Annotated in this window: 21 protein-coding genes; 10 read left to right on the top strand and 11 right to left on the bottom strand. The window is 65.9% G+C overall.

Annotation, left to right across the window (positions count from 1 at the left end):
- Entirely contained in the window at positions 1-1,014 is a 1,014-nt protein-coding gene (galE, locus tag NIBR502771_RS11595; RefSeq protein WP_141159884.1) for a UDP-glucose 4-epimerase GalE, read from the bottom strand.
- Positions 1,015-1,114: 100 nt separating this feature from the next.
- Between galE and NIBR502771_RS11600 the strand changes: the two genes are divergently transcribed.
- Both NIBR502771_RS11600 and NIBR502771_RS11605 read left to right on the top strand, forming a co-directional pair.
- Positions 1,115-1,723: a TetR/AcrR family transcriptional regulator gene (locus tag NIBR502771_RS11600; RefSeq protein WP_168223154.1), complete on the top strand. Its 609-nt coding sequence runs from the start codon at positions 1,115-1,117 to the stop codon at positions 1,721-1,723.
- A 114-nt stretch (positions 1,724-1,837) separates the two neighbouring features.
- Entirely contained in the window at positions 1,838-2,449 is a 612-nt protein-coding gene (locus tag NIBR502771_RS11605; protein WP_141159886.1) for a hypothetical protein, read from the top strand.
- Positions 2,450-2,477: 28 nt separating this feature from the next.
- On the opposite strand, the gene NIBR502771_RS11610 is transcribed toward NIBR502771_RS11605, so the two are convergent.
- On the bottom strand, positions 2,478-3,341 hold the full coding sequence (locus NIBR502771_RS11610; RefSeq protein ID WP_141161525.1) for a hypothetical protein: 864 nt from the start codon (positions 3,339-3,341) through the stop codon (positions 2,478-2,480).
- Between the two features lie 16 nt (positions 3,342-3,357).
- A complete protein-coding gene (gene dapD / locus NIBR502771_RS11615; protein WP_141159887.1) occupies positions 3,358-4,386 on the bottom strand; it encodes a 2,3,4,5-tetrahydropyridine-2,6-dicarboxylate N-succinyltransferase in 1,029 nt (342 codons plus the stop codon).
- A gap of 51 nt (positions 4,387-4,437) precedes the next feature.
- Between dapD and dapE the strand changes: the two genes are divergently transcribed.
- Positions 4,438-5,574, top strand: coding sequence for a succinyl-diaminopimelate desuccinylase (gene dapE, locus NIBR502771_RS11620; protein WP_141159888.1), 1,137 nt, complete (start codon positions 4,438-4,440; stop codon positions 5,572-5,574).
- 70 nt (positions 5,575-5,644) lie between these two features.
- Here dapE and NIBR502771_RS11625 read toward each other — a convergent pair whose 3' ends face one another.
- The 4 genes from NIBR502771_RS11625 to NIBR502771_RS11640 all read right to left on the bottom strand — a co-directional run bounded on the left by NIBR502771_RS11625 (position 5,645) and on the right by NIBR502771_RS11640 (position 8,930).
- Positions 5,645-6,484 carry an amino acid ABC transporter permease gene (locus NIBR502771_RS11625; RefSeq protein ID WP_141159889.1) on the bottom strand — a complete coding sequence of 280 codons (840 nt, stop codon included), beginning with the start codon at positions 6,482-6,484 and terminating at the stop codon, positions 5,645-5,647.
- Positions 6,481-7,131, bottom strand: a complete 651-nt coding sequence (locus NIBR502771_RS11630; RefSeq protein ID WP_018768597.1) for an amino acid ABC transporter permease — start codon at positions 7,129-7,131, stop codon at positions 6,481-6,483. The genes NIBR502771_RS11625 and NIBR502771_RS11630 overlap by 4 nt, the downstream gene beginning before the upstream one ends.
- Before the next feature lie 85 nt (positions 7,132-7,216).
- Complete coding sequence (locus tag NIBR502771_RS11635) at positions 7,217-8,104, bottom strand: glutamate ABC transporter substrate-binding protein (protein ID WP_141159890.1); 888 nt, start codon at positions 8,102-8,104, stop codon at positions 7,217-7,219.
- Positions 8,105-8,174: 70 nt separating this feature from the next.
- A complete protein-coding gene (locus NIBR502771_RS11640; RefSeq protein ID WP_026265670.1) occupies positions 8,175-8,930 on the bottom strand; it encodes an amino acid ABC transporter ATP-binding protein in 756 nt (251 codons plus the stop codon).
- A gap of 103 nt (positions 8,931-9,033) precedes the next feature.
- Here NIBR502771_RS11640 and NIBR502771_RS11645 point away from each other — a divergent pair, with 103 nt between their 5' ends.
- The 4 genes from NIBR502771_RS11645 (at position 9,034) to NIBR502771_RS11660 (ending at position 11,964) form a co-directional block, all read left to right on the top strand.
- A complete protein-coding gene (locus NIBR502771_RS11645; protein ID WP_141159891.1) occupies positions 9,034-9,816 on the top strand; it encodes a TIGR00730 family Rossman fold protein in 783 nt (260 codons plus the stop codon).
- Positions 9,817-9,858: 42 nt separating this feature from the next.
- Positions 9,859-10,308, top strand: coding sequence for a DivIVA domain-containing protein (locus NIBR502771_RS11650; RefSeq protein WP_141159892.1), 450 nt, complete (start codon positions 9,859-9,861; stop codon positions 10,306-10,308).
- A 5-nt stretch (positions 10,309-10,313) separates the two neighbouring features.
- On the top strand, positions 10,314-11,561 hold the full coding sequence (locus NIBR502771_RS11655) for a hypothetical protein (RefSeq protein WP_141159893.1): 1,248 nt from the start codon (positions 10,314-10,316) through the stop codon (positions 11,559-11,561).
- 235 nt (positions 11,562-11,796) lie between these two features.
- Positions 11,797-11,964: a DUF3117 domain-containing protein gene (locus tag NIBR502771_RS11660; RefSeq protein WP_009357720.1), complete on the top strand. Its 168-nt coding sequence runs from the start codon at positions 11,797-11,799 to the stop codon at positions 11,962-11,964.
- A 57-nt stretch (positions 11,965-12,021) separates the two neighbouring features.
- Here the strand turns inward: NIBR502771_RS11660 and NIBR502771_RS11665 are convergent, their stop codons facing one another.
- On the bottom strand, positions 12,022-12,654 hold the full coding sequence (locus tag NIBR502771_RS11665; protein ID WP_141159894.1) for an O-methyltransferase: 633 nt from the start codon (positions 12,652-12,654) through the stop codon (positions 12,022-12,024).
- A gap of 227 nt (positions 12,655-12,881) precedes the next feature.
- Between NIBR502771_RS11665 and sigE the strand changes: the two genes are divergently transcribed.
- From sigE to NIBR502771_RS11680, 3 genes are all read left to right on the top strand, one after another.
- Positions 12,882-13,496, top strand: a complete 615-nt coding sequence (gene sigE / locus NIBR502771_RS11670; protein ID WP_141159895.1) for an RNA polymerase sigma factor SigE — start codon at positions 12,882-12,884, stop codon at positions 13,494-13,496.
- A 7-nt stretch (positions 13,497-13,503) separates the two neighbouring features.
- Positions 13,504-14,343, top strand: a complete 840-nt coding sequence (locus NIBR502771_RS11675; protein ID WP_141159896.1) for an anti-sigma factor — start codon at positions 13,504-13,506, stop codon at positions 14,341-14,343.
- A gap of 69 nt (positions 14,344-14,412) precedes the next feature.
- Positions 14,413-14,817 (top strand): Sec-independent protein translocase TatB, encoded by a 405-nt coding sequence (locus NIBR502771_RS11680; RefSeq protein ID WP_141159897.1) that lies wholly within the window; start codon positions 14,413-14,415, stop codon positions 14,815-14,817.
- Between the two features lie 5 nt (positions 14,818-14,822).
- Here NIBR502771_RS11680 and NIBR502771_RS11685 read toward each other — a convergent pair whose 3' ends face one another.
- Genes NIBR502771_RS11685 through NIBR502771_RS11695 form a run of 3 tightly spaced genes read right to left on the bottom strand, consistent with a single transcriptional unit; the run spans position 14,823 to position 17,930 of the window.
- Positions 14,823-15,965, bottom strand: a complete 1,143-nt coding sequence (locus NIBR502771_RS11685; protein WP_141159898.1) for an Mrp/NBP35 family ATP-binding protein — start codon at positions 15,963-15,965, stop codon at positions 14,823-14,825.
- A complete protein-coding gene (locus NIBR502771_RS11690; RefSeq protein WP_141159899.1) occupies positions 15,962-16,663 on the bottom strand; it encodes a DUF1003 domain-containing protein in 702 nt (233 codons plus the stop codon). The genes NIBR502771_RS11685 and NIBR502771_RS11690 overlap by 4 nt, the downstream gene beginning before the upstream one ends.
- Complete coding sequence (locus NIBR502771_RS11695; protein WP_141159900.1) at positions 16,647-17,930, bottom strand: magnesium transporter MgtE N-terminal domain-containing protein; 1,284 nt, start codon at positions 17,928-17,930, stop codon at positions 16,647-16,649. The genes NIBR502771_RS11690 and NIBR502771_RS11695 overlap by 17 nt, the downstream gene beginning before the upstream one ends.
- Position 17,931 lies beyond the last annotated feature (1 nt).

A 17,931-nucleotide genomic window follows, 5' to 3' on the forward strand; every position in this document is an offset into this window, starting at 1 on the left:
CTACGAGGCGTAGCCCTGGGGATTGTTCTTCTGCCAGCGCCAGTGGTCCTCGCACATCTGGTCCACGGTCTTGGTGGTGGACCAGCTCAGGTCCGCCAGCGCGGACGTGGCGTCGGCCCAGAAGGCTGGAAGGTCGCCCGCGCGGCGGCCGGTGATCTCGTAGGGGATGGGCTTGCCCACGGCCTTCTCAAAGGAGCGCAGGACTTCCAGGACGGAGGAGCCCTTCCCGGAGCCGAGGTTCCAGCGGAACACTCCGGTGCGGTCGGCGATGTGGTTCAAGGCCGCGACGTGTCCCTCTGCCAGGTCCACCACGTGGATGTAGTCGCGCAGGCAGGTGCCGTCCGGGGTGTCGTAGTCGCCGCCGAAGACCATAAGCTTCTCGCGCCGGCCCACGGCCACCTGGGCAATGAACGGGACAAGGTTGTTCGGAATGCCTTGCGGGTCCTCGCCGATGCGGCCCGAGGGGTGCGCGCCCACCGGGTTGAAGTAGCGCAGCAGGGCTATGTGCCACCGGGGGTCGGCGGCGCCGAGGTCGGAGAGGATGTCCTCGATCTGTTCCTTGGTGCGCCCGTAAGGGTTGTTCGCGCCGATTTCCATCTTTTCCACATACGGAATGGGGTTGTGTTCCCCGTAGACGGTGGCCGACGAGCTGAAGACGATGGACCGGACGCTGTGCCTGTCCATGACGCGGACCAGGTTCAGCGTGCCCACCAGGTTGTTGTAGTAGTACTTCAGCGGCTCCCGCACTGATTCACCCACGGCCTTGAGGCCTGCGAAGTGGATGACGGCTTCAATGCCGCTCCCGGCGAAAACTTTTTCGACGGCGGCCTCGTCCACCAGGTCAACGTTGTGGAACTCCGCGGTCTTGCCGCTGAGTTCGGCTACGCGGCGCAGCGACTCCTCGCTGGAATTGACCAGGTTGTCGATGACGACCACGTCGTGGCCGGCTTCCTGCAGGGACAGAACAGTATGGGAACCGATGTAACCGGTGCCCCCTGTGACCAAGATTTTCATGCCTCAACGCTATCCCACCCGCAGCGTGGCCCGCCGCTGTGTGGCGGACGGCGGGTGGGCCGTGACGGGCAGAAAAAGCACAAGTGTGCTACTAAGGATGGTGCCCAAAATTGTAGACGCCGGTGCCCGGCGGCAGGACGTAGTGCAGGCGGTTCTCCGCATCATCGCCGTGGACGGGCTCGAACGGGCGTCGCTGCGCGAGGTGGCGGACGAGGCCGGACTGGCCGTCGGCTCGGTCCGGCACTACTTCGAGGGCAGTGAGGAGCTCCTGGCCTTCGCCTTCGGCACCGTGGTGGACCGCGTCGTCGGCAGGCTCGAGGGCCTGCTGCCGGCCGTGCTCGGAGCCGGCAAGGCCAGCCCTGGCCAGCGCGAGGCCGTTTTAACCCTTCTGGGTGGAATGCTTCCGCTGGATGAGGTGACAGCGGTGGAAGCATGCGCATGGCTGGCCTTCAAGAACGCCGCACGCATCCGGCCCTTCCTGGTGGCGGAAGCGGACCGCAGCCACCGCGAAGTGGCGGCCATCGTGGGCGCATTGGTGGCAAGCCTGCTCCCGGACGATGAACCGCAGGAGAACCTCGTCCTGGAGGCGGAGCGGCTGCTGGCCACGCTGGACGGGCTGTGCATGCATGCGCTCCTGCAGCCTGCCTGGATGACGGCGCAGATGTGCCGCGACGTGCTCGAGCGCCATCTGGACGGGCTGGCACGCTGAGCGACCAAAGCCCGTCCGGCACTACCGCGAACTGGCTGCGGGAATAGACTGGGAGCCGGGTAGGCCGGGCCGGAATATGGCGCCCGGGACCGGGAGGCCAGGAAAGGACTTTGGATGCAGCACGCAGGCGGTTCAGGGTGGCAGATCACCACCGACACATCCGGACCGATGATGATTGCTCTTTACGTCCGGGACGCTGCCGGCCTGAACGGAGCGGGGCGCCCCATGCTGTCCCATGCATCACCCAAAGTCCGTTCAGCGGACCACAGCCACCTGACCGCGGATGTCGGCGGGCTCGGGGCACTGAAGACCGAGTGGGAGGCCTGGTGGGAGCAGCTGCTCAAGGCCCACCCGCACACCTCCCCGGAACTTTCGCCGCCTGATTTCGAAGCTTTCGGCAACTCCCCGGCCCTCCAGCGGGTCCTGCAGGCCCACTTTGGCTCTGCCCTCACCTGGGCACGGGAGCGGAGGAGTGAATATGCCGAGCTCGAAGCGGAGCGGGTGGCCAGCGGAATTGACCAGCTGATCGGGGACATGGTGGACGACAGGCTGATGGAGGTGGGGCGGGACTCACGCGATTTCACGCTGACCATCATCGAGTTGCCGCTGGACGAACAACGGGCGTGGTACCTGGAACCGGACAAGATGATCATGAGCCACGAGCTGATGGGGCAGCCTGAGCTGTTCCGCAGCTATGTCCAGCCGGTGCTGGAAATCCTGGTCTGACACGCGGCCGGCGGGCCGACGGCGGCCCTTACGTGCCGGCGTCGTCCTTCCGCACCGTAATGCGCACCTGCCCGTCCTGGACACCCGCCGCCTGCCACCCGTCGCCGCCTGGCCGGTCCCAGGTGCGGCCGGCTACTTCCACCCTGGTCACGGCCAGGTCCTTGGCGTTGGCAACTGCCCACGCGGCAACCGACCACCCCAGTGCCCCGCCGGCGTCCACCACCAGGGTGTCGCCGTCCACCTGCGCATCGACGCCGCCGTAGGCCTGGTCCAGGTCAGTCACCACAGTGGCCGAGTTGCCACCGGCCGTGGGGGAGCGAAGCGTGCACTGTACGCCCGCCGGGGTCTGGCCGGTCAGTCCGGAAGCGAACGCCCGGCCCATCTCTTCGTGCTGGGCATAGGCCTTGGGGTAGGCGGACCGCTGGACCTGCTGGGCAGCGTCGGTGATGTCCAGCGTCTCGTAGCCCGGGATCTTCACCAGTGCGTCATAGAAGGCGTTGACCGCGTAGTAGGGGTCCATGATCTGGGCCTCGGTGCCCCAGCCCTGGGACGGCCGCTGCTGGAAGAGTCCGCGCGAGTCCGGGCCGGCCTGGTCGCCGTGACCGATGTTGCGCAGCTTGGACTCCTGCATGGCAGTGGCCAGGGCGATGGTGGCGGCGCGCGCGGGGAGGCCCCGCCGGACGGCTGCCGCTGTGATCAGGGCGGCGTTGGCCGCCTGGTCCGGCGCCAGTTCCCCCGTCCGGTCGCCGGCTGTGGCAGTGCAGCGTTCCGACACGAGGGTCTCGGAACGCTGCACGAAGTACACCGCCGTGTAGATGCCTCCCGCAGCCAGCGCAAGGGTGAGGAGCAGCACCGCGAGGCGGCGCAGGCCGCGCCTGCGTGCCACGGACATGGGTGCCACGAAAGTACTAGTTGGCGTGCAGGGCGTCGTTCAGTTCCACGGTCTGGCCCTTGCGGGGGAGTGCCTCCACCGCGCCCGTGGTGGAGTTGCGGCGGAACAGGAGGTTGGGGACGCCGGAGAGTTCGGCGGCCTTGACGATCCTGGTGGTGTCCTCGCCCACCTCGTCCTTGGGGCCCGGCACGCGGACCCGGGTTCCTGCCGTGACGTAGAGGCCAGCCTCGACGACGGAATCATCACCGATGCTGATGCCGACGCCGGAGTTCGCCCCGAGCAGGACCCGCTCGCCGATGGTGATCTTTTCCTTGCCGCCGCCGGACAGGGTTCCCATGATGGAGGCGCCGCCGCCGACGTCGCTCCCGTCCCCGGTCACGACGCCCGCGGAAATGCGCCCCTCCACCATGGACGTGCCCAGGGTTCCGGCGTTGAAGTTTACGAAGCCCTCGTGCATGACGGTGGTGCCGGCGGCGAGGTGCGCACCCAGGCGGACCCTGTCGGCGTCGGCAATCCTGACGCCGCTGGGTACCACGTAGTCCACCATGCGCGGGAACTTGTCGATGCCGTAGACGGTGACGGCGCCCCGGCGGCGCAGCCGGGCGCGGGTCAGTTCGAAGCCCTCGACTGCGGCGGGACCGAAGTTGGTCCACACGACGTTGGGGAGCTTGCCGAAGATGCCATCCAGGTTGATGGTGTTGGGCCTAACCAGGCGGTGCGAGAGAAGGTGCAGCCGGAGGTAGGCGTCTGCGGTGTCGGCAGGGGCTTCGTCGAGGTTGATCTGGACGAAGACCACCTTCTGCTCGGTGGCGCGGTCCTGGTCTGCGCCGTTCTCCGCGATGGCAGTCAGGGCGTCGTCGGCATCTTCCACCGAGCGGAGGTCCTCGGCGGCAACACCGAGTGCGGGTGCGGGAAACCAGACGTCCAGGACAGTATCCGCGCCGCCGGCGGTGGCGACGGTGGCCACGCCAAAGCCATGGGCGGAACGGTCGTCAGCGTTGGGAGTCAGGGTTTCGGGCACGGCAGAGGAAGCGGTCTCAGTCATGTGCCCCAGTCTATCGAGGGCGGGGCTGGCGGTTCGAACTAGACTGGCTTCGTGACTGCTGAAACCGCCCCCGAATCTTCCGTGTCCACCCTTGACCTGCACCAGGACGTGGCGCTGCTGACCGCGGCACTGATGGATATCAACAGCGTGTCGGGCAACGAGAAGCGCCTCGCGGACGCCGTCGAAGCCGCTCTGCGGGAGATTCCCCAGCTGACCGTGGTCCGGGACGGCGATGCCATCATTGCCCGCACGGATCTGGGCCACAGCGAACGGGTCATCCTCGCCGGGCACCTGGATACGGTTCCGTTGCCCCTGACGGAAGGTTCCAGGGGCACCGTCCCCTCCAGCTGGGAGTCAGGCGTTCCGGGTGAAGGGATCCTCTATGGGCGCGGTGCCACGGACATGAAGGGCGGCGTGGCGGTCCAGCTGGCGCTGGCAGCGGGAATGTTCGACGGCGGCGCGCAGCCAAAACGGGACGTCACCTTCGTGTTCTACGACCATGAGGAAGTTGAGGCGGTAAAGAGCGGGCTGGGACGCCTGGTCCGGAACCACGGCGACCTGCTGAAGGGGGACTTTGCCATCCTGCTGGAGCCAACGGACGGCACCGTGGAAGGCGGCTGCAACGGAACCAGCCGGTTCGAAGCCAGTACTGCAGGGGAGGCCGCCCACTCTGCCCGGGCGTGGATGGGCAGCAACGCCATCCACGCTGCCGCCCCCATCCTGGCGCGCCTCGCCGCCTATGAGCCACGTACCATCAACGTTGACGGGCTTGATTACCGGGAAAGCCTCAATGCGGTGAAAATCAACGGCGGCACGGCCGGCAATGTCATTCCGGACCGCTGCGTGGTGGAGATCAACTACCGGTTCGCCCCGGACAAAACCCCCGACCAGGCTGAAGCGCATGTCCGGGAGCTCCTGGAAGGCTTCGACGTGGTGCGCACCGATGCCGCCGCCGGTGCGCGTCCCGGACTGCAGCACCCGGCTGCCGCATCCTTCGTTGCCGCTGTGGGTGCGGAGCCCAAACCCAAATACGGCTGGACCGACGTCGCGCGGTTCAGCGAACTGGGGATCCCGGCAGTGAACTTCGGCCCGGGCGACGCCCTGCTGGCCCATAAGGACAACGAGCACGTTTCCGCCGAAGCCATCCGCAAATGCCTCGCCGCGCTGCAAAGCTGGCTCGCCGGCTGACGGTCCTTAACGGAAAAGGTCCGGAACTCCCCACGGGAATCCCGGACCTTTTCCGTTGCAGCTTCGAAGCCTAGGGAGCCGCAGCTTCCAGGACATCGGGTTCGGCCTTCGCCGTGCCGCCGGCCGCCTTCTTGGAGCCGCGGCGCTCGATCCATACGGCAAGCCGTGAAACCGAGATGTTGATGGCAATGTAGATGGCCGCCGCCACAAAGAAGATGGGGAACAGGTACTGGGTACCCAGGAAGTCCGCCATGACCTGGACGGCCCGCAGCAGCTCGCCGTACGCCACGATGTAGCCTAGCGAGGTGTCCTTCAACAGAACTACCATCTGCGCAACGAGCGAGGGCATCATGCGGCGGATTGCCTGCGGCAGTTCGATCAGCATGCGCGACTTGTAGCTGGTCAGGCCGATGGCCAGGCCGGCTTCCCGCTGCCCTTTGGGGAGGGACTGGATACCGGCCCGGATGATTTCGGCAAAGACCGCCGCGTTGTACAGCACCAGGCCGGCCACCACGGCGACGAACGCGGAGGTGCCAAAGCCCAGGAGGATGAAGAGCATCATCAGGACCACGGGCATGCCGCGCAGGAACTCCAGGATGACCCGCATGGGTACCCGGATGGCGGCGGCGTCAGAAATGCGCAGGAGGCACAGCAGCAGGCCCAGCGGGAACGCGATGACTGCGGCAAGTGCCGCTGCCGAGAGGGTGGATCCCAGCCCGTTGCCGAGGAGGCGCCAAACATCGCCACGGGTGAAGATCTGCCAGCGGCGGGCTTCGAAGATGCCCTGCTGGGAAAGGGTCAGGACAACCCAGGCCAGCAGGCCAAGAATCAGCAGGCCCCCAATGATGGAGGCAATGAGGGAGACCCGGCGGGCCTTGGGACCCGGGACGTCGTAGAGAACGGAACTCATCGGGCAATCGCCACCTTTCGTTCCACCGTGTTGGCGAGGATTCCCAGCGGAACGGTGAGGAGCAGATAGAAGAACGCAGTGCCCAGCAGGACCGTTATCACGGCGTCACCGTTGGCGTTGGCCAGCTGGCGGCCGTAACCGAACAGTTCCAGTACGAAGAAGGCACCGGCCACCGAGGAGTTTTTGACCAGGGCGATCAGGATGTTGATCAGCGGCGGGATCACCGTGCGCAGTGCCTGGGGAAGGATGATGAGAGAGAGAACCTGGCCGAACTTCATGCCGATGCTGCGTGCGGCCTCGGCCTGGCCCACAGGCACGCTGTTGACGCCCGAGCGGACAGCTTCGGCGATGAACGCGGCGGTGTAGGTGCTGAGGGCAATGATTGCGGCGATCTCGAACTGCTCGAACTTGACCCCGATCCGGGGGAGCACCACCGCTGCGAAGAAGAATGCGATGGTCAGCGGCGTGTTGCGGAGGACTTCCACATACACGGTGCTGAAACCGCGAAGCGCTGCGACCGGGGAGACGCGTGCCGCGGCAAGCAAGGTGCCAAGGATCAACGCGAAAATGCCGGAGACAACGGAGAGAAAAAGAGTGCGAAGAAAACCCTCCCAGTACAGGGGCAGGTTTTCAAAGATGACGTCCATAAGATCCTTCGGCTGTAAGCGTGGACGGATTAAAGGCGGTGCCGCCGGGGCTGCTGAACAGCCCCGGCGGCGCGGCGGACGCTACTTAGTAACGGTTGATGGCCGGGAGGCTGGGGGCGGTCTTAATGACCGAACCCGCAGTGGCTTCCCAGGCCTTCTTGTAGGAGCCGTCTTTTTCGAAGGATTCGAGCTGGTCGTTGATCCAGTTGCGGAACTCGGTGTCGCCCTTCTTCAGGCCGATGCCGTAAGGCTCCTTGGTGAAGGTCTCGTCGGAAGCGAGCTTGAAGGCGTCCGGCTCCTTGTCAACGAAGCCGGCGAGGATCACGTTGTCAGTGGTCACGGCTTCAACCTGCTTGTTGCGCAGCGGCTCCAGGCAGGCGGAGTAGGTGGCGGCCGGGACGAGCTCGGCGCCGTACTTGTCCACGATCGTGGCGGCCGGGGTGGAACCGGTGACGGAGCAGACCTTCTTGCCCTTGACGTCCTCGGGCTTCTTGATGGTGTCGTTGTCCTTGTTCACCATGAGGGCCTGGCCGGCTTCGTAGTACGGGCCGGCGAAGTCCACAACCTGCTTGCGCTTGTCGCTGATGGTGTACGTGGCGATGACCAGGTCAACCTTGCCCTGCTCGATGAAGGGCTCGCGGTTGGCGGAAACGGTCTCGGACCATTCGATCTTGTCTGCGGGGATACCCAGCTTGGCGGCGATCAGCTTGCCCATTTCAACGTCGAAACCTACGGGCTTGCCGTCCAGGCCCACTTGGCCGAACAGCGGCTGGTCGAACTTGGTGCCGATCTTGATGGTGCCGGCGGAGGACAGCTTCGCCATGGTGGTTCCGGCAGCGAACGACGGCTTTTCAACGGGGCTCGGGTTGCTGGAGCCGCCTGAGTCTCCACCGCCGCAGGCGCTGAGCGACAGTGCGAGGGCAGCGGTAGCCGCCACGACGAAGGACTTTCGCCGGGACATAAATGCCTTCATGACATTCCTTTCATTGGTGGCCGCGGGTTTTCCGGCCTGGATGCGATCTGAAGTGTGGTTGTTCGGTAAGTCAGTGGGTGAGGAGCTTGGACAGGAAGTCCTTGGCCCGGTCACTCTTCGGGTTGGTGAAGAACTCCTCCGGGGTGGCGTCCTCCACGATCTGGCCGTCCGCCATGAAGACCACGCGATCGGCCGCCTTGCGGGCGAAGCCCATCTCGTGGGTGACCACGATCATGGTCATGCCTTCCTTGGCGAGCTGGACCATGACGTCCAGGACCTCGTTGATCATTTCGGGGTCCAGCGCTGACGTGGGCTCGTCGAACAGCATCACCTTAGGCTTCATTGCCAAGGCACGGGCGATCGCAACGCGCTGCTGCTGGCCGCCCGAGAGCTGGGCCGGCAGCTTGGGAGCCTGGTGGCCCACGCCCACGCGTTCCAGGAGCGCCATGGCGTCCTTTTCCGCTGCCGCCTTGGAAACACCTTTGACCTTGATCGGCCCCAGGGTGACGTTTTCAAGGATGGTCTTGTGCGCGAACAGGTTGAACGACTGGAAGACCATTCCGACGTCGGCGCGGAGCTGTGCGAGTTCCTTGCCTTCCTCGGGGAGGACTTTCCCGTCGATGCTGATGGTTCCGCCCTCGATGGTCTCCAGGCGGTTGATGGCCCGGCAGAGGGTGGACTTACCGGAGCCGGAGGGCCCGATGACCACAACAACCTCGCCCTTGCGGACCTGGAGGTTGATGTCCTTCAGAACGTGCAGCTGGCCGTAATGCTTATTTACGGCGTTCAGGGAGACGAGAGCATCGCCGGGCACATGAGTAGTCATAGAAAGAATCTAGCGAACAACAGTGGGTTATGACGCCAATCACCCCAAGTTCCTGCTGATCGTGATTCAAGAGATACCTCATGTTGGAGGTTAGCCTAGGGGAATGAGCATCAATGCAGATCCGGCCAAGAATTCCCAGCCGCGCCGTAAGGGGCCCCTTGAGCTGCGGCGCAAGCAAGCGGCAGTGGACATGTCGGACCAGCACCTGCTCGATACGAAGGGCCCGGGGCAGTTCGTCCACACCGATCCCTGGCGGGTCCTGCGGATCCAGAGCGAATTCGTCGAAGGCTTCGGTGCGCTTGCAGACATTGGAAAAGCGGTCAGCGTCTTCGGTTCGGCGCGTACCAAGCCGGGAAGCCTCTACTACGAAATGGGCGTCCAGGTGGGGCGCAAGCTCGCCGAGGCCGGGGTTGCGGTGATCACCGGCGGCGGCCCGGGTTCCATGGAGGCGGCCAACCGGGGAACGGTGGAGGGCAACGGGGTGTCGGTGGGCCTGGGCATCGAGCTGCCGTTCGAACAGGGCCTGAACCAGTGGGTGGACCTGGGCATCAACTTCCGCTACTTCTTCGCCCGCAAAACCATGTTCGTCAAATATGCGCAGGGGTTCATCGTCCTGCCCGGTGGGCTGGGCACGCTGGATGAACTGTTCGAGGCCATGGTCCTCGTCCAGACGCGGAAGGTCACGTCCTTCCCCATCGTCCTCCTCGGCATCGACTTCTGGGGACCGATGATCGACTGGATCAGGGGCACCCTGGTGGCTGAAGGAATGGTCTCCGAAAAGGACCTGGACCTGATCCAGCTGGTGGATGACCCGGCAGACGCTGTGGACCGGGTCCTTCACGGCGCCGTGACCCCGTCGCTGAACGGCGAACAGCGGCCGGAGTAGCCGCGGCGCTGCTTGGCCGCGCGGGTCTGGCACGATGGGACCGTGAGCTTCTTTCTGGTTTTCCTCGCCGTCGTGCTGGTCGCGGCTGTTCTTTGGGCCGGCCTGGGACGGCGCTCCCGCAAGTCGGGCGCCACGACGCTGCCGGCCCTGTTGAGCGGATTGGACGAGCCGCCGGCAAACCTTCCGCCGGTGCTCCTGCCGGAGCGCGCCGTTCCGGAGGATGTGACCCGGCTCCGGTTCTCCCTGGGCCTGCGCGGCTACCGGATGGACCAGGTGGACCAGGTCCTCGACGAACTGCGGGACCAGTTGGCCGCACGGGATGCGGAACTGGCGGCGCTGCGCGGGCGGCTGGACGCAGGCGAACGGCACGTAGGGGAGGCGTCCGACGACGGCGCCCCGGTCCCGGCCATGGCACCGGAAGAGCCGGGTGCGGAAGGGGATGGGAACCGGGCAGCCCAGGAGGGTGCTGCCCCGGTCAAGGGCGGCCAGTAAGCACCGTGGCCCGCCGCAACCCGCTGGCCTCCGCCGGTACTGTGGCCCACCGGGCTGCCGCCGCCGTCCGCCGTTGGCCGTGGTGGCTCCAGGTCACCGCACTGTACGGCGGCTCCCGGCTGGCCTCCGCCTGCATCTTCATGGCCGCAGCACTCCATCAGGGTCCCAACCCGTGGTTCCCGCCAAAACCGGACTACTGGAACTTCATCAATATTTGGGATGCCCGCTGGTACGGACAGGTCATTGCCAGCGGTTACCCGTCAATCCTTCCCACGGACGCAGCCGGCAACGTCCAGGAAAACACCTGGGCGTTCTACCCGCTCTTTCCTTCCCTGGCGGGCGGACTCAGCCGACTCACCGGGATGGAGCCTGCTGCTGCGCTCACCCTGGTTGCCATGCTGGCCGGGTGGGCGGCGGCCCTTGTGGTTTACGCACTGTTCCGGCAGAAAGCCTCCCACGCCCCGGCCATGTGGGGTGTTGCGTTTTTTTCGGTCTTTCCCGTTTCCGCCGTGCTGCAGGTCCCTTACGCCGAGCCGCTGTCCCTCCTGCTGCTCGCGTGGGCCCTCCTGCTGGTGGTCCGGCGCCAGTACCTGTGGGCTGTTCCGGCGGTGTTCCTGCTGGGCCTGTCCAGGCCTGTCGGTGTTCCGTTCGCAGCCATGGTGGGGCTGCTCCTGGTCTTCCATGCCGCCGCGTACGTCCGGAGCGGGCGGCGTCAGGACGCTTCCGGCGACGCACATTCCGTCCGGGACCTCGCCGCACTCGCTGGACTGACCGCCGTCGCCGGGCTGTCCGCTTTTGCCTGGCCGGCCGCAGCGTGGTTGGCGACCGGCGACCTTCAGGCCTACACCAAGACGGAAACCGTGTGGCGGGGCCAGGACCTGGTTCCGTTCAAGCCCTGGTTCGACACCGGCGTCGAACTTTTCGGTCCCGTCCTGGGTGTTGTTGCCCCGCTGGTCTTCGTGGCGCTGTTCGCAGTGATGCTGTATCTGCCGCCAGTGCTGCGGCTCGGCGTCGAACTTCGGCTCTGGTGCGCCTGCTACATGGGCTACCTGCTGGCGTTCCTGCACCCACAGACCAGCACCTTCAGGATGCTGCTGCCACTGTTTCCGCTGGCCCTGGGCGCCGTGTTCCTGTCCCGTTCCAGGGCGTACCGGGGGACGGTGGTGGCCATGTTCCTGCTGCTGCAGATCGTCTGGATCGTATGGTTGTGGGCCTGGGCGCAACTGCCCGGCGGAGGGGATTATCCGCCGTAGCAAAAACGGGCTTTAATGCAGGTCAGGGCGGGAATGACACGTTGACGGAAATGTCCATCGATTAGCTACGTGCGGGTAATTCCGCGATAATGATAGGTAAGCAAGGACATAAGCATTCAGAAAACGCGCAGCATTGGCGGTGGTGCCAACCACCCCGCCACAGCGGCCTGATCGACATGCGGACGCAGCCCGCCCGGGCTGATTAGTCCTGGGACAAAATGGAGGGGAATTCCTCATGGCGGCTATGAAACCACGCACCGGCGACGGCCCAATGGAAGTCACCAAGGAGGGCCGAAGCCTGATCATGCGGGTCCCGCTCGAAGGCGGCGGGCGCCTGGTGGTCGAATTGAACGCTGCCGAAGCAGCCAACCTCAAGGAATGCCTGGTAGGCGTTACCGAATAGTCGTGCCGGTCAGGGTGCGCAGCCCGCGGGCTGCGCACCCTGACCTTTATGCAGCAACTACTTCTTAACCGCGACCAGCAGGCCGTCGCCGGTGGGGAGCATGGCGGATGCCAGCCTGTCGTCGTCGCGGATTGCCTTGCCCACCTGCCGCAGGGTCACCGTGTTGGGCTCGCGGCCGGCAGGGTTGGCTACCTTGTCCTTGTCCAGCGCATCGTTGATCACCAGCAACCCTGAGCGCTTGAGCAGCCGGATGGCCTGTTCCACGTAGCCTGGCAGGCCCGGCTTGTCCGCATCGATGAAGACAAGGTCGTAGGCGCCGTCCGTAAGCCGTGGCAGGACGTCACCCGCCCGGCCGGAAATGGTCCGGGTCCGGTTGGCGGGGCTGCCGGCCTCCGCAAACGCTTCGCGGGCAGCCCGCAGGTGCTCCACGTCCACATCGATGGTGGTCAGGACGGCGTGTGCGCCGAGGCCGCGCAGCAGGCAGACGCCCGAGACGCCGGCGCCGGTGCCGATCTCCACGACGGTCTGGGCTTTCGAGGCAGCGGCCAATACCGTGAGGACAGCGCCCACTCCGGGGCTGATGGCGCTGACCCCCAGTTCAAAGGAACGTTCCCGCGCCCGAAGCATTACCTCATCCTCAGCGGGCAGATCTTCTGCATAGGACCAGCTGCTGGACTTGTCGGCGCTCATGAATAATCGCTTTCTGGGCGTAAAGGGAATGTCCCCCCAAGCCTACTGTGTCCGGCCCTGCCGGGACGGAAAGCAGCCGTTGCGCCGAACGCTGAAGTTTGCAGGTAATCAGGAAATTCCCAGCCAAGTTTGACATGATTGATTTCCGCTCATCCAAAAGGTGACCGGCGCCGAATCAGAGATGTCAACAGTATCCGGGCGTTAGCATTCCACGAGGGGAGTGGACGATGTCATCTTCAGTAGTGGCACCTGTCCCTGCAGTAAACAATCCCGACGATGAGTGGGTCCGTCCCACCTGGGAAGAAGTGGTCACCAACCACTCCGCGAAGGTGTACCGGCTGGCCTACCGCCTGACCGGAAACAAGTACGACGCCGAGGACCTCACCCAGGAGGTCTTTGTCCGCGTGTTCCGTTCGCTGGAGAACTTCAAGCCCGGAACCCTTGATGGGTGGCTGCACCGCATCACCACCAACCTGTTCCTTGACCAGGCCCGGCGCAGGACCCGCATCCGTTTCGACGCCCTGGCAGAGGACGCGGAGTCCCGCCTGCCCGGCCGTGAGCCGGGACCGGAGCAAAGCTTCGAGCTGAACAACCTGGACCTGGACGTACAGGCTGCCCTGGAAGAGCTGCCGCCGGACTTCCGTGCCGCCGTGGTCCTGTGCGACCTCGAGGGGCTCTCCTACGACGAGGTAGCCGAGGCGCTGGGCGTCAAGCTGGGCACCGTCAGGTCCCGCATCCACCGTGGCAGGACCATGCTCCGCGAGAAGCTGGCCCACCGCGATCCACGCCCGCAGCAGTCCCGCCGCAAGCTTTCGATGCCGCGCATCGCCGGCATCCTCTGATCGGCATATGAGGTCCCAGTTTCCTTTTGGCGGCAGGCATCAGCGCACCGGCAGCCACCTCGAGGCCTGCCAGGAGTGTGCCGCCACCCTGCGCCGGGAACGGCAATACTTGGAGCGCCTCCGCGATGCTCCCATCCCGCCCGCCAGCCAGGACCTGACCGCCCGCCTGCTGGCCCGCACCCACGAACTGGCCGCCCAGCCGCCCGCGCCGGTACCCCAAGGCGGCACCTCGCGCCTCGCAGCGCGGGCGCTGGCCCTGACCGCGGGCGGAACCATGGCGGCCGCCGGGGTGCTGGCCGTCGGTGCGTTCACCGCAGCTGGGGACCCCACCGCCAGCGAACAGGCCGGGCCCGAGGCTGCTTTCTCGCACGTTTCGTCCCAAACTCCCGCTGATGGCAGGACTTTGAGTGCCGCGCAGCTCGCCACCCTCCGTTCCGAGGGTTGGGCTTGTCCGGACCTCCAGGCCATGGGATTCCACCTGGAAGCCGCGCGGGCACTGGTGGTTGACGGGGAGCCTGCAGTGGAACTGCAGCTCACTGACGGCGCCCATCACGCCACGGTCACGGAACAGCACCCCGCCAGCCAGGGCGCAGGTCCGGCGCACGCGTGGGCCACGTCCCCGGCGTCCGCCACCTACCGGGCTGCAGGCCTGACCATCACCTACCGCTCCGACCTGCCCGCGGACAAGGCCGGCGACGCCATGCCGATCCTCGAACGGCTTGCCGATTCCGCCATGGAGGGGGTCGCGGCATCCGTCCCGGAGCAGCCCGACGGCCAGGCTGCGGAACCCCTGGATGCACGGCTGGAGCGCGGAATCAACAAGATCGCGGCCCTGTTCACCCAATGACACGGACTGTTCACCCGTCCGCCGGATGGGAATCGTCACTCGCAGCCCGGAGAGGGTAATCTTCCTAAAGTGTTTGGAATCAACGGCCCGGAGTTCATTCTTCTGCTGATCATCGGTGTGCTGGTGATCGGCCCCAAGCGGCTGCCGGAATATACGCAGAAGCTGGCCAACCTGGTCAAGGAAGTCCGCCGGATGGCCAACGGCGCCCGGGAACAAATCAAGGAAGAAGTGGGCATCGACATCGACGATGTCGACTGGAAGAAATACGATCCCCGCCAGTACGATCCCCGCCGCATCATCAAGGAAGCACTGCTCGACGACGACACCAAACCGGTCAGCGCGGGCGCTCCCGCCGCCGTGGCTGCCGTCGCCGGCGCCGCAGCCGCGGCTGATGCCTCACCAAAGCGCCCGGAAAGGGTAGTGCAGAGGCTCGCCCCCGGCGAGGCCGCGCCGTTCGATACCGAAGCCACCTAGGCAGGTCAGCGGGGCTGCAGCCCCAGCTTCATCCCGGCAAGGCCTCGCGGTGCTGTGGCAAGCCGGCCGGCGATCCCGGCCAGGGCGGAAGCCGCCGCGGTCCCGGGCCTGCCAAGGACAACCGGAACCCCTGCATCCCCGCCCTCGCGCAATTGAATGTCCAGGGGAATCTGTCCCAGCAGCGGAACGTCCGCCCCCACGGTGGCGCTGAGCCGTTCCGTGAGTACCGTCCCGCCGCCGCTTCCGAAGAGCTCCATCCGGCCGCCGTCGGGCATCTCCAGGTAGGACATGTTCTCGATGACACCGGCAATTTTCTGCCCCGTCTGGGTGGCGATGGCGCCGGCCCGTTCGGCGACGTCGGCTGCGGCTGCCTGGGGCGTGGTGACCACCAGGATTTCGGCCTTGGGCAGCAGTTGGGCCACGGAGATGGCGATGTCACCGGTACCCGGCGGGAGGTCCAGGAAGAGGGCGTCCAGGTCCCCGAAGTAGACGTCCGTGAGGAACTGCTCCAAGGCGCGGTGCAGCATGGGTCCGCGCCATGCCACCGGCTGGTTGCCGGTGACGAACATGCCGATGGAGATGACCTTTACCCCGTACGCAACGGGGGGAAGGATCATGTCGTCCACCTGGGTGGGTTTTTGCGTGATTCCCAGAAGGGCTGGAACGGAGAAACCGTAGACGTCAGCGTCCACGATTCCCACCCGGAGGCCCCGGGCGGCCAGGGCGGTGGCCAGGTTGACCGTCACCGAGGACTTGCCCACGCCGCCCTTGCCGCTGGCCACCGCGTAGACCTTGGTCAAGGAATCAGGCTCGTTGAAGGGAATCCTGCGCTGGCCGCCCGGGCCACGCAGTTTTTCCTTGAGGGCGTCACGCTGGGCCTGGTCCATCACCTTGAGCTGGACGTCGACGGCGGTCACGCCGGGCACCGCCGACAGGGCCTTCTGGGAATCGGCAGTAATGGTGTCCCGCAGCGGGCACCCCGCAATGGTGAGCAGGACTGCCACGGTGACCTTGCCGTCGTCGGCCACCTGGACGGAATCCACCATGCCCAGTTCGGTGATGGGGCGCCGGAGTTCGGGGTCGATCACTGTGGCAAGGGCGGCGTTGACTGCCCCAGCCAACGCCGTGCGGGGAATGGGTTCGCTCATGAACGGTCCTGTGTGGAGTGGCCGGGCTTGATCCGCGGGATCTGCTGGGTGCGGGGGTTGCGCTGCCGGTCCCGCTGTTCGCGGAGTTTGTCCTTCACCTTGTCACGGGGGGATTCGTGCGAACCGGGGCCCGTGTCATCGTGGGTCCGCAGTTCCTCTTGTGCTTCAAGGAGGTCCTCCAGGAGTGAGCGCAGCTCGGCCCTGACGTAGTCGCGGGTGGCCACCTCGCGCAGCGCGATCCGCAGGGAGGCCAGCTCCCGGGTCAGGTACTCGGTATCGGACAGGTTCCGCTCTGCCCGCTGGCGGTCCTGCTGCAGCGAGACGCGGTCGCGGTCATCCTGCCGGTTCTGCGCAAGCAGCAGCAGGGGAGCGGCGTAGGATGCCTGCAGCGAGAGCATCAGGGTCAGCAGGGTGAAACCCAGGTCCCGCGAATCGAACTGCCACTCCACCGGCGCCCAGGTGTTCCAGCCCAACCAGAAGATGCAGAAGACGGTCATGTAGACCAGGAACTGCGGCGTGCCCATGAACCGGGCAAAGCCCTCGGTGGCATGGCCGAACGCGTCTGGATCGGGCTTGAACTTGGGCAGGATCCGCTGGCGCGCGCTTAGGGGCGTATCGAGACTGCCTTTTGATTCCGCAGTGGCCAGGTTCCGCTGGTTGGGGTTCTTCGGAGCGCTGTTATCAGCCAATACGGCCACCGAGCTTTCTTATCGGGGCTTCGCCGTCGTGGGCGCGCCAGTCGTCCGGCAACAAGTGATCCAATACGTCATCAACAGTCACCGCCCCCACAAGCCGGCCGGCGTCATTGACCACGGGGAGGGAGTTCAGGTTATAGGTAGCCAAGGTCCGGGCCACTTCGCTGATGTGGGCTTGGTCCGACAGCGGTTCGAGATTCTTGTCCACCAGGTTTCCCAGTGCCTCGAACGGCGGGAAGCGCAGCAGTTGCTGGATGTGCACCACGCCCAGGAACCGGCCTGTCGGCGTTTCGAGTGGCGGCCGGGCAATGAAGATCGACGACGCCAGGGCCGGGGAAAGCTCCTCCCGGCGGACGTGGGCGAGGGCCTCGGCAACCGTGGCTTCCGGGGGCAGGATGACCGGTACCGGCGTCATCAGGCCGCCGGCAGTGTCCTCGTCGTACTCAAGGAGGCGGCGGACGTCCTCGGCGCCCTCGGGCTCCATGAGCTGGAGCAGTTCCTCGGCCTGGGCGGAGGGGAGTTCGCCGAGAAGGTCGGCGGCGTCGTCGGGATCCATCTCCTCAAGGACGTCAGCGGCGCGCTGGACATCCAGGGCGGAGAGGATCTCCACCTGGTCGTCCTCCGGGAGTTCCTGGAGGACGTCTGCCAGCCGTTCGTCCTGCAGTTCGCTGGCCACCTCGAACCGGCGCTTGTCGCTCATCTCCTGCAGGGCTTCGGCGAAGTCGGCGGGTTTGAGGTCCTCGTGGTTGGCCACGAACTGGGTGGCTGCCTGTGGCTCGGTGCGCGGTCCCTGCTGGGCGTCCGCCCAGTCGATGATCAGCGTTTCGTTGCGGCGCAGCCGGCTCAAGGGCGACAGGGAGTGTCCGCGCCGGACAAAGAGCTTGCTGACGAACCAGTCGCGGGACCGGTGCTGGTCGATGGCGATGTCCTCGATGGTGGCGTCGCCGCTGCCGTCACGGAGGGTGACCCGCCGGTCGAACATTTCGGCCACCACCAGGGTTTCCGCCCCGCGCTGCTCAAAGCGGCGCAGGTTCACCAGGCCGGTGCAGATAACCTGGGTCTGGTCGATCGAGGTAATGCGGGTCATGGGCACGAAGACCCGCTTCTTTCCCGGCACTTCCACCACGATGCCCACCACGTGCGGGGCTCCCTGGGTCCCCCGCGACAGCACAACAACATCGCGCAGCCGGCCCAGCCGGTCGCCCAGCGGGTCGAAGACGTCGAGGCCAAGAAGGCGTGCCACGAAGACGCGGGTAGGTGTTGTGCTCACC

Origin of the sequence: Pseudarthrobacter sp. NIBRBAC000502771 (assembly GCF_006517215.1) — a bacterium.
GTDB lineage: Bacteria > Actinomycetota > Actinomycetes > Actinomycetales > Micrococcaceae > Arthrobacter > Arthrobacter niigatensis.